Source organism: Listeria fleischmannii subsp. fleischmannii LU2006-1 (assembly GCF_000344175.1).
Taxonomy (GTDB): Bacteria; Bacillota; Bacilli; order Lactobacillales; family Listeriaceae; genus Listeria; species Listeria fleischmannii.
This window is the reverse complement of the sequence record NZ_ALWW01000032.1, coordinates 23,482-35,134: the sequence shown is the minus strand read 5'-3', so window position 1 is coordinate 35,134 and position 11,653 is coordinate 23,482. Positions and strand designations below refer to the sequence as shown.

11 protein-coding genes, 1 tRNA gene and 1 pseudogene are annotated in these 11,653 nt (G+C 39.2%); 3 read left to right on the top strand and 10 right to left on the bottom strand.

The features are described from left to right. Positions 1-1,334, top strand: a pseudogene (locus tag LFLEISCH_RS10140) (ABC-F family ATP-binding cassette domain-containing protein); the annotation flags it as partial. 146 nt (positions 1,335-1,480) lie between these two features. On the opposite strand, the gene tsaD reads toward LFLEISCH_RS10140, so the two are convergent. From tsaD to LFLEISCH_RS10100, 8 genes are all read right to left on the bottom strand, one after another. Beyond that, on the bottom strand, positions 1,481-2,503 hold the full coding sequence (gene tsaD, locus LFLEISCH_RS10135) for a tRNA (adenosine(37)-N6)-threonylcarbamoyltransferase complex transferase subunit TsaD (protein WP_007476069.1): 1,023 nt from the start codon (positions 2,501-2,503) through the stop codon (positions 1,481-1,483). Continuing rightward, entirely contained in the window at positions 2,500-2,943 is a 444-nt protein-coding gene (rimI, locus tag LFLEISCH_RS10130; RefSeq protein ID WP_007476067.1) for a ribosomal protein S18-alanine N-acetyltransferase, read from the bottom strand. Before rimI ends, tsaD begins: the two co-directional genes overlap by 4 nt. Continuing rightward, complete coding sequence (gene tsaB, locus LFLEISCH_RS10125; RefSeq protein WP_007476065.1) at positions 2,940-3,629, bottom strand: tRNA (adenosine(37)-N6)-threonylcarbamoyltransferase complex dimerization subunit type 1 TsaB; 690 nt, start codon at positions 3,627-3,629, stop codon at positions 2,940-2,942. The genes rimI and tsaB overlap by 4 nt, the downstream gene beginning before the upstream one ends. Then, entirely contained in the window at positions 3,626-4,084 is a 459-nt protein-coding gene (gene tsaE / locus LFLEISCH_RS10120; protein WP_007476062.1) for a tRNA (adenosine(37)-N6)-threonylcarbamoyltransferase complex ATPase subunit type 1 TsaE, read from the bottom strand. The genes tsaB and tsaE overlap by 4 nt, the downstream gene beginning before the upstream one ends. Before the next feature lie 91 nt (positions 4,085-4,175). Continuing rightward, positions 4,176-5,285, bottom strand: a complete 1,110-nt coding sequence (locus LFLEISCH_RS10115; protein WP_007476060.1) for an Lmo2079 family surface lipoprotein — start codon at positions 5,283-5,285, stop codon at positions 4,176-4,178. An 87-nt stretch (positions 5,286-5,372) separates the two neighbouring features. Next, complete coding sequence (locus tag LFLEISCH_RS10110; protein WP_007476058.1) at positions 5,373-5,741, bottom strand: hypothetical protein; 369 nt, start codon at positions 5,739-5,741, stop codon at positions 5,373-5,375. 88 nt (positions 5,742-5,829) lie between these two features. Further along, positions 5,830-6,141, bottom strand: coding sequence for a fluoride efflux transporter CrcB (gene crcB / locus LFLEISCH_RS10105; RefSeq protein ID WP_241432902.1), 312 nt, complete (start codon positions 6,139-6,141; stop codon positions 5,830-5,832). 37 nt (positions 6,142-6,178) lie between these two features. Then, entirely contained in the window at positions 6,179-6,556 is a 378-nt protein-coding gene (locus LFLEISCH_RS10100) for a CrcB family protein (protein WP_007476053.1), read from the bottom strand. A 223-nt stretch (positions 6,557-6,779) separates the two neighbouring features. Here LFLEISCH_RS10100 and LFLEISCH_RS10095 point away from each other — a divergent pair. Continuing rightward, a tRNA-Leu gene (locus LFLEISCH_RS10095) sits at positions 6,780-6,863 on the top strand. A 320-nt stretch (positions 6,864-7,183) separates the two neighbouring features. Here LFLEISCH_RS10095 and LFLEISCH_RS10090 read toward each other — a convergent pair. Next, on the bottom strand, positions 7,184-7,864 hold the full coding sequence (locus tag LFLEISCH_RS10090) for an SGNH/GDSL hydrolase family protein (protein WP_007476051.1): 681 nt from the start codon (positions 7,862-7,864) through the stop codon (positions 7,184-7,186). Positions 7,865-9,525: 1,661 nt separating this feature from the next. Between LFLEISCH_RS10090 and LFLEISCH_RS10085 the strand changes: the two genes are divergently transcribed. Next, the gene (locus LFLEISCH_RS10085; RefSeq protein ID WP_007476047.1) at positions 9,526-10,254 is read left to right on the top strand and encodes an endonuclease/exonuclease/phosphatase family protein; all 729 of its coding nucleotides are present in this window, start codon (positions 9,526-9,528) and stop codon (positions 10,252-10,254) included. 126 nt (positions 10,255-10,380) lie between these two features. On the opposite strand, the gene LFLEISCH_RS10080 is transcribed toward LFLEISCH_RS10085, so the two are convergent. Continuing rightward, the gene (locus LFLEISCH_RS10080) at positions 10,381-11,643 is read right to left on the bottom strand and encodes a hydroxymethylglutaryl-CoA reductase, degradative (protein ID WP_007476045.1); all 1,263 of its coding nucleotides are present in this window, start codon (positions 11,641-11,643) and stop codon (positions 10,381-10,383) included. Positions 11,644-11,653: the final 10 nt, after the last annotated feature.

The following is an 11,653-nucleotide window of genomic DNA, read 5'->3' as shown; positions in this document are numbered from 1 at the left end:
TTTCGGGTGCGCTCTTAATTGTGTCGCACGGATCGTTACTTTCTTGGACCGCGTCGTGAAATCAARRTTTAATGAAATTTCACRCRCTAAAAATTACGCACTATACGGGAAACTACAGTCGCTTTCTTGTTTTAAAGGCGGAGCAGCTTGAGAAGGACTGGAAAGAGTTCGAGAAACAACAGACGGAAATTGCGAAATTGGAAGATTTTGTTGCGCGAAATATTGTTCGCGCCTCCACTACAAAACGGGCGCAAAGCCGGCGTAAAAAATTAGAGAAAATGGACCGCCTAGCTCGGCCAGAAGGTAACGAAAAAGCCGCCCATTTTGGTTTTCAATTTGACCGCACGCCTGGAAATGATATTTTATTTGTCGACGACCTCGCGATTGGCTATACGAAAGATAAATTGGTGGCTGAAAATATTCGTTTTGATATCAAGCGGGGAGATAGTATTGCACTTGTTGGCCCAAATGGAATTGGTAAGTCCACTTTGCTAAAAACGCTTATTGGCGATATTCCTACATTAAAAGGGCATTTCCAGTTTGGCGCTGGCGTCAAGATTGGCTACTATGACCAAGAACAAGCTAAGCTTTCTTCCAAAAAAACGATTTTACAAGAACTTTGGGACGAATATCCAGAGCTCGATGAAAAAGCGGTACGAACTGTACTTGGAAATTTTCTTTTTTCAGAAGATGATGTGTTAAAAATTGTGGATACTCTTAGCGGCGGTGAAAAAGCCCGCTTAGCCCTGTCCAAGCTAACGCTACTCGGTGCGAACGTACTCATTCTGGATGAGCCAACAAACCATCTTGATATTGAAAGCAAAGAAGTACTTGAGGCGGCGCTAATTGATTTTGAAGGAACCATTTTATTCGTCTCACATGACCGCTATTTTATTAATCGTATCGCTCAAGATATTGTTGAGTTAAGTCCTAGCGGCGCAACCCGTTATTTAGGTGATTATGATTACTATCAGGAAAAATTAGCTGAAAATCAGGAAATCGCTCGTCTTGAGCGGGAAGAAAAGCTCCGAAATGGCGAGCTCCCACCTCAGGTTGAAAATCCTTCGAATAAGGCGGCCTATCAGCAGAGTAAAGAGGCACAAAAATTATTACGTCAAAAAACACGCAAATTAGCTGAAATTGAGGAAAAAATGGAAGAATGCGATGCGAAAATTGCATCCCTCGAACACGAGTTAACACTCCCTACTGTGTTTAATGACCATGAGAAAAGTTACGCCATCACCGAAGAACTAGACGCCATTAAACAAGTGGCAGAGGCCCTCATGGCCGATTGGGAAATTGTGAGTGAAGAAATTGAAGAATTAGATATATAAAAAAAGCTTGGACAAAAAGAAAGTTGCAAGCAAATAAAAAAATAAAAAGAACCAAGATCAAGCAATAGAGCCATTTTGACAAATGGATTTCGCATGATTTTTGGTTCTTTTTTAATTATGTCCCAGTCTCTTAAATTTTCCAAGCTTTATACTTCTTCAAATAATAATCCTGGTTTTGCATTTAATGCTAAATCTCCAAACTTCCCTTCCAGATAAGCAACCGTTCCAGAAGCCGCAATCATCGCCGCGTTGTCACCGCAAAGCGAAAGTGGTGGGATAATTAATTCCACATCTGGGATTTCCAGTTCGCATTCTTGAATCATTCGTTCACGAAGTCCTTGGTTAGCCGCAACACCGCCAGCAAGCAATAATTGTTTCACCTGATATTCTTTTGCCGCTGCGATGGTTTTAGTGACTAAAACATCCACGACACTTGCTTGGAAGCTCGCTGCTAAATCAGCCGGGCTCGGCTCTAGATTTTTTTGGCGCATATTATGAAGTAAATTAATAAAAGCTGATTTTAAACCGCTAAAACTAAAATCATAACTGCCATCGTCCATCATCGCGCGCGGAAAGTGAAATGTATCTTCCCCTTCTCTCGCTAAATGGTCAATTTGAACGCCGCCAGGATAAGGTAAACCAAGCGTACGCGCCACCTTATCATACGCCTCACCAGCCGCATCATCCCGCGTTTCTCCAATAATTTCAAAGTCATTATGTGCTTTCATATAAACAAGTTCCGTATGCCCCCCGCTCACAACGAGCGCGAGAAGCGGAAACTTCATTTCTGTTTCAAACCGATTGGCGTAAATATGACCCGCGATATGATGTACTGGAATAAGCGGCTTTTGATGAGAAAAAGCAAGCGTTTTAGCTGCGTTTACCCCAATGAGTAGCGCCCCTACAAGACCAGGTCCTTCCGTTACAGCAATTCCGTCCACCTCATCTAATGTGATATTCGCCTCTTTTAGCGCTTCATCAATCACAATCGTAATTTGTTCAACGTGATGTCTTGATGCAATTTCTGGTACAACGCCGCCAAAACGTTTATGACTTTCGATTTGAGACGCCACCACATTGGATAAAATTTCCGTACCACCTTTTACAACAGCAGCAGCCGTTTCATCACAGCTTGATTCAATTCCTAAAATAATGGTTTCTTTTTTCATGATAAATTCACCCACATTACTAGCGCATCTTCCCCGTTATCCGGATAATAACGTTTGCGAATTGCGCCGTTTTGAAAATTATATTTCCGATATAAATTTTGGGCTCGCGTATTTGTTACACGAACTTCCAGTGTCATCGCTGTTACACCGCTCTGTTTCGCTAAATCTAAAAGAGCAACCAGCAAGGCTTCACCGTAATGGTTTCCTTGAAAGTCTGGATGAATCGCAATGTTTGTCACATGTCCTTCATCTAATACAAGCCAAACCCCACCGTACCCAACAATTTCACCATCTAAGACGGCTAGTAGGTAATGAGCATATTGGTTTATTTTAAATTCATTTAAAAAGGCTTCACGAGACCAAGGAGAACTAAACACCGCATGCTCAATTTGAAGCAGCGCATCAATATCTTCTTCGCCTGCTTTTCGAAAAGAAATCATGCCTTATTCCTCGCTTCAAGCCACTTGCTCTCGGCTTCCGCTAGTTTAAGATAGTCGGGCGTGAAATTTGTCGCATCCACACCCTGCTCATTTTCAGCCAGTGAAACAAGAGAAGCCGCTCTCGCAAAATTCATGTCCCGACTCGCAAATACCGCATGCTGCCCAAGTGTACCTTTAATGATATCCCGCAAGTTTTCAGGAATTGCGCCGATAAATAAAATTTTCTCCGTCATCCCTGAAAAATGAGTAAGCAGCTCAGAAAGTGCGATATGCTGATCGGGCAAAACAGAAATAAGCGCATCATCGTAGAGGTAAACACCCGCGTATACATTCTCCCGCCGCGCATCCATGAGCGCTACAATTTTCCCAGAAAAAAGCCCACCACTTTTGGCTAAAACTTCAAGAGACGAAACACCTACAATAGGAATGCCTAAATCCCATGCAAGCGTTTTAGCTACCGTCACCCCAATTCGAAGCCCCGTATAAGATCCTGGGCCCTTCGCGACCGCAATTTTAGTTAAGTCTTTCACAGTCACGCCACATTCCGTTAAAAGTTCCGAAATAGCAGGAAGTAGCCTCACACTATGGTTTTTCTTTAAATTGGTAGTAATTTCACCAATAATTTGACCTTCATTAGAAAGTGCAATACTCATTGTATCTGTTGCTGTATCGATTCCTAATATCATGCTAAAACCTCCGCTATGAAAGCCTCATACTGTTCTCCGACTGCTTCCACTTCCAACTTTCTTCCCTCATCTGAAATCCGAGAAATAGTGATTTTTAAGTACTCCTGTGGCAAACTATCTGCAATAAAATGCGCCCATTCAATCACACTTACCCCGTCACCTAAAAAATACTCCTCAAATCCAAGTTCATCAGGGTTCGCATCTTCTAAGCGATAAACATCCATATGATAAAGCGGCAATCGCCCACTTGTATATTCACGAATAATTGTGAAGGTAGGGCTTTTCACAAGCTGAGTGATACCTAATCCTTCAGCCAAGCCTTTTGTAAAGGTGGTTTTTCCTGCCCCTAAATCGCCTTCCAGTAAAATGACAAATGACGCCTCCGCATTCTGGCCTATTTTTTTTGCCAAAGCGATGGTTTCTTCGGCACTTTTCGTGTACTTTTCCACTCTCATTTTTTTCACCTGTCCATTATTTTCTGCCCCTATCATACCACAAGTTTATGGGCATAGAAAAGAGCAGCTAACTAAGCTGCTCTTTTTGGGATTAAAAATTAGATTCTGTATCAGAAAAATCCATATCCCCGTAAATCGATTCCATCATAACCGATTGAATGATTTCTTGGAGCTCTTCTGTACTCACAATTTCATCTTTTTTCGGGAAAGCAGGAATTTTTTGGAAAGCCACATTTTCAATTTGGAACGTTCCACCTAGTTTTGTTTTGCTAGCCGTATCCTCTACTGTCACTTTCATGGTCATTTTTTCAAATTTGTCGTTTTTGCCTGGTTTTAAAACCATTTTGACATTTGCTTTTGTCGTTTTATTTTTCTCCATATCTTGTATGGCATCCGCTAAATTGACGCGAAGTTTTTTATACTCTGAATCAAAATTTGAAACCTCACCTTGGGATTCCACGAGCGTTTTAATATCTGCTTTCATATCACTCTCGCCTAATGCTTTTTCAAAGTTCTTCGCAAGATTAATAAAATCTTTTTTCGTTAAAGTCGTTGTGATATTCCCCTTATCATCTTCTGAAAAACGATTTTCGTCCATATCATTTAAATAATCAGTGAAAATTTCATTGACTCTTGCTTGCAAGTTTTCCGCTGCTTTTGTAGCAGATTCCGATGGTTTAGCACTCGCATCATTTGACTCACCAAGCGACTTCGAAAGCTCTGTTGTGCTAACATATTTATTCTTTAAATCAGGATAAGCTTCATTAATCTTTGAAAAAATTCCATTCGTCGCTTGATCAACTAACATTTTTAAATTACTATCCGGATTCACAATCGTATCAAGAGGAATATAAGCTTCTCCAGTTTTATTATTCATTAAAACATTTATGTTAAGATTAAAATTTAACGCACCATCTGAAGCAAGATTAAATTGCACATACGATTTCTCTGCTTTTTTATCAATAGAGGTAGTCGAACTCAGTTCCATATTTTTAAGCATTTGAATCGATGACGCATCGCTACTCGTCATGTCATCTGACTGTAATTCATCCACCTTAAATGACATTTTTTGCGTATATTGATTCGGAACATCAAGCGCTTTCGAAAATGTGTTAGAAAATTTCTCTTGCGACGTCTCCCCACACGCCGTAAGTACAAGCATAACCATAAGTAAACTTATTATCCATAACCCTTTTTTCATAAAAACCTCCTGTTTTGTAATCTGTACCTTTTTAATCTATCATAGTTTCAAGTACTGCACAATATAAAAAAAACTAGACATTTCTGCCTAGTTTTCGACAATAATTTTTGTAGCAGGAACCGATACAGTTCCTGGTGCTGGAGCCACTAATTTTGCGCCATTTGAAAAAATCGCTTTGAAGTTTTCCCCATCTTCAAGATCACTGGATTTGACCGCCTTACCAGCTTCATTCACAATCACCGTTGAACTATCCAATGTAAATATAACGTTTGAGCTATCATTTTCAGCTTGCCCCTCCCACGTTAGCGTTCCAGAAGCTTCCATTTGACCTTTACTAGCTGCCTCACTAACATCTGTTAATTTTCCATCTATTGTTAAATAAGCTACTGCCGTATTATTTGCGCAAGCCGTAAGAAATAGCAGGCTCATCATTAAAATTGGGACAATTTTTCTCATGTATATTTCCTTTCACATATGTTTATTGTCCTAGCATAGCATGGCTACAGACTGTTCGACAACCCCAGATAGCATTCTTAAACAATTCTTATAGACTCCCCACTAAAAAACCTAAAGCGGCAAACGAAATTCCAAGCACATATGATAAGCTAATGTAAGCCGTTAAAATTTTAGCTTTTTTTTGCAAATAAAGTTCCGTACATTCCACTTTAAACGTAGAAAATGTCGTGTATCCCCCCATAAACCCTGTTCCTAAAAGAAGTTGCCACAAAGTCGCGAGCTCACTTGAAACAAGCAAACCAAGCAAAAAAGAACCCGATAAATTAATGATAAAGGTAGCAAACGGAAAATTAGTCTTCCACTTATTTTTCATCCAAACCGAAATCCCGTACCGCATCATCCCGCCAAAAGCCGCACCGATACCAACAAACAAAAAATTAAGCACGGTGTCCCACCCACTTTGCAGAAAAAATATAGCCAAGTTTCGCGAAGGCAAGGCCACCAATTAAACTAATCCCAATATAAAGGCCAGCCACCCCAATTTGACCCGCTTGTAGCAATTCAATATTCTCTACGCTAAAACTAGAAAACGTCGTAAAGGCCCCAACAAAACCCGTTCCCATCCCAGCAACTAATTCTTTAGGCACTTTCGGATTCGCCGCCACCACCTGCGTCACAACCGCTAGTAAAAAACAGCCCACTAAATTAACTACAAGTGTCGCAACCGGGAATGTATAACCAGTTAAAAGAAGTCCAACCCCGTATCGCGTCATTCCACCTAAAGCACTAAAAATCCCTACATATAAAAAATACATTTTAATCCTCCAATCAAAAACTCCTATTGAAAAAAACATAGTGAGCTATGTCTCTTTCAATAGGAGTCATTCGCGAAAAACGCCGTAATAGCATAGCACGATGCCCCTTTTACTATAGACGCAAAGCTTTTTTTTTGCAAGGAAAATATTTATACAAAATTACTTATAATCGTTGACAACTCCGTAAGAAAAAGACTATAATATTTTTTGTTGGTACAGATACGCGGTCGTGGCGGAATCGGCAGACGCGCTAGGTTGAGGGCCTAGTGGGCATTAGCTCGTGGAGGTTCAAGTCCTCTCGGCCGCATTATTCTTAGAAAACGGGTTTCAAGGATTAAGCAATTTTTCCTGAAACCCGTTTTTTGTGATTTGGGGATGAAATATTACACAACCTTATACGGTGTTATAAAAAAGCTCCCGCTCAAAAAAGGGCAGTAGCCTTCAAATTTATTCTACTTTTTCATATTCATCGTTGGACTATTCATCTTCTAAGAGATTATTGAGCACGTCAAAATTATGTTTCAGCTTACTTTCTTTATAGCTCTCTAACCCTCTATAAACTTTTTGATCCGTCATTTCAAGTACTCGTTGCCCAGCAAATTGAAGATTTCCCCACAGTAATTCATACTACATACTTTTAATAAATGACTCAATTATTGTTGCAAGATGTTCATGGCCTTGATTGTTTAAGTGATTTTGAAACGCTCTATACTTTGATCCATCTGTAGCTAAGTTCATAGAATCCATTTCATAGAGATTTAAATGCTTCACCTTGTAACGATTACAAACATCTATTTCTGCATTGACATATGCATAATCGGGAATTCCTAATTGATTATTCACCGGATACTGGCTAAAAGCATACATGGATATAAGACCAATTTTTTTATTTGGAAATTTTTGAACTAAGCCTTTCAAAAGAACATCGAGTGCTCCGTAATATGTATTATTCGTAGTGTCATATGAATTTCCAAGGGGTACATTTCTTGAAAAGTCATTGAAACCAGTAAATACCGTAATTAAATCCGCACCATTATCCATATTGATGTAACGTTCGCTCATTGGATTCGAATTATTTGAAACTGTAGAGCCGCTTATTCCATAATTATTCACTTTTTTTATATGCATATCTTCTTGGATATAGTCATAATATTTTTTTGTAGCTAGAGTATTATTGGGATCAGTTAAACTATCCCCCATGACATTCCATGTTACATTTGTCCAATCTACTGCCTTAGCTACGTCCATGTTGACTGTACTAAATAGTAGGACAGGCAGTAGAATTAAAACACATAAAAATTTTTTCATTTTTGTTATCTCCTTTATGCAAGTTATGTTCCTTTTTAAGAATATCATTGAAAAGTTCTTTTTTGTGTGAACGTTTTATGGAAAAAATTGGAAATTAAACCTAAATCATGAGTATTTTGCCATAAAAAAAACCCTAGTCAGGGTAAGCCAACTAGGGAAATGGAACTTACAAATGATGCTCGAATTTATGTCAACTTTGGACAGTAACTTTCTATTTAGAAAGGAGGAGAAATAAACTGTAACTAAAAAGACCAGCTAAATGATTAGCTGATCAGATGAAAAAAATGTTTTAAACAAAAGCGGTTAAACCGAGGTATACCTTAAGTACTAAACCAGTATATCACGTTTCCAGCAAATGTCTGTGGATAAAATATGAATTTTTGGAATCGTCTCCACCAAAAAATGTCTTTTTTACACATAGCATAGTAATTAGTCTAAAACCACCTACCCAAAGCATTTCATTTCTATATCTTTTCATATAAAAAATCATTTTCCAAAAAAGTTAGTGCATATCCAGGAGATTTTGAATTTATAAACGTTTGATATTCTCTATACGAAACATCAAAAAAAACGATATAAACTTCCATCTTTCATTTCAACCTCTAATATTCCATCTAACCAGCCAACAGAAATTATTCTACTCGTAGATACTAATTTTCGTTTCATTTATATTCACCCCTTTGCCTTACTCAAACCAATATTTCAGTAAGCGTTCTCATTAATATAACGCTTTTCAAAACTTAAATCTGTAGATAAATAATGAATTTCATAGTTTATTTTTGGGTTTTTGACACATAAAAAACCAACTCCCTAAAGAGTTGGCCAAGAGAATTGTACAAAATGAAACTGCTACTTTTCAGATTGCGTAAGAATAGTATGTCATAGTTACCTCTATAAATCTATGGATAAATCGTTAACTTTTTATATAAAAAAAACGCTTTTTTTGTACATTTTACACATTGCTATTTTTGCAATAAAAGACCAGCTCATAGGGTGAGCTGGCTGTGATACGAAATGAGTTTGTTATTGACTAAAGTATTTCGTGAACATTTATATTCTATCATCATGAATCAAGAAAATCTGTAGACAAAATGTGCATAAATTAACAAAAACACTTTTAAATCCGTATAAATTACCCATTCTGACTCACAAACGCCGTTTTTCCTATAAAAAAAGACCCTAACCAAAAAGTTAGAGCCAAAGAGTTGAACATTTGGTTAAAAATCAAAGGTTATCATAATAAAGCTATGTGCATTGCCTTACTATGCTATTAATCGTAACATATTATACCATTCCATTCTGTAGATAATTGTTGGACATTTACTTTGATTTAGCCATTTTTCGTGTGGAATTTATACAAATAGATACAATCATCAAAAGTGAAAACCCTCACTTCAAAATGAAATGAGGGCAAGTGAGTGACGTATTACAAGGTTTGTTTAGAAAAGAGAGGTCTAAACGAACAAATGCTGCTTGTAATACTCCTTTAATCATAACGGAATTTCATTCGTTTAGGTGTGACAAGAAATCGAATTTTTTCACTAAATTTGTGTTAAAAAGTCAAAATTTGACACTTTTTTCAAATAAAAAAGCAAATCATTTTTTATTTTAGCTAAAAAACGATACAATGTAAACGAATACAATTTTTGGGAGGCAAAAAAATGAAAGTAGCTACTTTTAATCTTTGTTGTGATGTCGCAAAAGATGGTGATATCGCTTGGTCTGTCCGACTACCGCTTATTAAACGCATCATTCGCGAAGAAGCCTTTGATGTTTTCGGTGCACAAGAACTCGTGCCGCATCAATTGCGTGATTTAAACATGGAGTCACCATATGCGCATTATAGCCTATTTCGCGACGGTGGCGAGACTGGCGAAGCAATTAGTATTTTTTATTTAAAAGCACGTTTTGACTTGCTTGAAACCGGCCATTTTTGGCTATCCGAAACGGAACAAGTGCCATCGTTTTATGAAGATGCCGCTTTTCCGCGTACGTGTATTTGGGTGAAATTGTTAGATACCCAGACCGGAAACAGCTTTTACGTATATAACACGCATTTTGACCATATATCAAGTAAAGCACGTACATATTCAGCAGAACTGCTCCAAAAAAATCTACCACAAGATGCACCGCTAATTTTGCTTGGGGACTTCAATTCCACACGTCAGTCTGAAGCCTATCAACTACTAAATACTACTTTTCAAAATGCAGGAGAAACTAATTTACAGAGCACATATAATGACTTTTCTCTGGATGAAAAAAATCATGAAGAAATTGATTTCATATTCACACAACAATTTCACGTTGAACAATTTTATGTGGTGACCAAAACGTTTGACGGCCTTTTCGCTTCCGACCATTATCCCGTTGTTGCTCTTCTAAGCTTGTAGAAAAACTCCAAGTTTTCGTCAAACAAAACGGCTCACACAAAACCAGACAGCTTGCATAGGAAGAGCCTGTGTATCATGGAGTGCCGAAGCTTGCCGTTTGTAGACTTAGAAGAGCGCTAGACTCCTCTAGCGCTCTTCTTCAATGATTTTTTTCGCTTCGCTTAAATTAATTTGACCCGTTTCAAGCATTTTTTCAGCTACTCGCTCAATTTCTTCTCCCTTTGCGCCAGCTGAAATGGCTGTTGATTTGGCTTGCAGTGTCATATGACCACGCTGAATACCTTCTGTCACTAGCGCTTTTAGGGCGGCTAGATTTTGGGCGAGACCAACTGAAACGGCTAACATCGCAAGCTCTTCGGCGTTTTCCACCTTGGCGATTTTTTTAGCCAAAGTAGCCAGTGGAGAAATGGCAATCGATCCTCCCACTGTCGCGACTGGCATTGGGAGCGTCAACTCACCCACTAAGTCGCCGCGTGCGTTTACCGACCACCGACTCATCGGCCGGTAGCGACCGTCTCTCGCAGTAAAAGCATGTGCGCTAGCTTCGATACTGCGAACATCATTTCCAAACGCAAGTAAAACCGCATCAATTCCGTTCATTATTCCCTTGTTGTGTGTGGCCGCTCGGTAAATGTCCGCGTCACTAAACGCAAAAGCGCGCACAATGCGATCACGCACTTCTTCACCACTTCTATTTTTTGTAAAAAGGAGGTTTGTGGGAATCGTACAAGTGGCGGTGGCCGTCGCCTGATCTGTCAAGTTCGATAATATTTTCATTTCGGCCGTGCCGCCTGTGAGCCGTTCGATGTCTGGACAAAGCGCCTCAACCATCGTGTTAATCATATTGGCCCCCATTGCTTCAAGCGTTTCAACGTGAAGATGGACAACGAAAATTTTCTCTTCTGTTGTTTCAACTTCTCGCACAATGAGCTCCCTTGCTCCGCCACCACGTTTTAAAAGCGAAGGATAAGCGGCATTGGCCACGTCTAATAGAAACGTTTGATGTTCTATGATGGTTTGTTTCGCTCTTTCAAAATTTAAAACCCCGTAAACAGCCATTTGACCGACCATCAAACGGCCGGAACTTGTTGCCTTTAGGCCGCCTGACTGGGCTATCAATTTGGAAGCAGAGCTCATGGCCGCAATGACCGAAGGCTCTTCGGTCGCCATCGGAACGGCGTATTTTTTGCCGTTTACAACCATATTTAAACCGAGACCGAGTGGGACTTGAAATGTGCTAATCATATTTTCAACCATATGGTTCGCCGTCTCAAAAGGGAGTGCCCCTTCATGATTTAAAATAGCCAGTTCGGCGTCCGTTAAACCCGCGTAGTCACGCAAAATTTGAAGCCGCTCGCTACGTGATTTTTTGTAATACCCTTCAAACATTTGGCACCTC

Excerpts from the sequence above, each read along its gene's own strand:
- LFLEISCH_RS10090 (WP_007476051.1), bottom strand. The coding sequence starts at position 7,864 with ATGAAAAAATTTTTATGTGTTTTAATTCTACTGCCTGTCCTACTATTT.
- LFLEISCH_RS10115 (WP_007476060.1), bottom strand. The coding sequence starts at position 5,285 with ATGAAAAAAGGGTTATGGATAATAAGTTTACTTATGGTTATGCTTGTA.
- LFLEISCH_RS10110 (WP_007476058.1), bottom strand. The coding sequence starts at position 5,741 with ATGAGAAAAATTGTCCCAATTTTAATGATGAGCCTGCTATTTCTTACG.
- LFLEISCH_RS10080 (WP_007476045.1), bottom strand. The coding sequence starts at position 11,643 with ATGTTTGAAGGGTATTACAAAAAATCACGTAGCGAGCGGCTTCAAATT.
- tsaE (WP_007476062.1), bottom strand. The coding sequence starts at position 4,084 with ATGAGAGTGGAAAAGTACACGAAAAGTGCCGAAGAAACCATCGCTTTG.
- LFLEISCH_RS10085 (WP_007476047.1), top strand. The coding sequence starts at position 9,526 with ATGAAAGTAGCTACTTTTAATCTTTGTTGTGATGTCGCAAAAGATGGT.
- crcB (WP_241432902.1), bottom strand. The coding sequence starts at position 6,141 with ATGATGCGGTACGGGATTTCGGTTTGGATGAAAAATAAGTGGAAGACT.
- tsaD (WP_007476069.1), bottom strand. The coding sequence starts at position 2,503 with ATGAAAAAAGAAACCATTATTTTAGGAATTGAATCAAGCTGTGATGAA.
- tsaB (WP_007476065.1), bottom strand. The coding sequence starts at position 3,629 with ATGATATTAGGAATCGATACAGCAACAGATACAATGAGTATTGCACTT.
- LFLEISCH_RS10100 (WP_007476053.1), bottom strand. The coding sequence starts at position 6,556 with ATGTATTTTTTATATGTAGGGATTTTTAGTGCTTTAGGTGGAATGACG.
- rimI (WP_007476067.1), bottom strand. The coding sequence starts at position 2,943 with ATGATTTCTTTTCGAAAAGCAGGCGAAGAAGATATTGATGCGCTGCTT.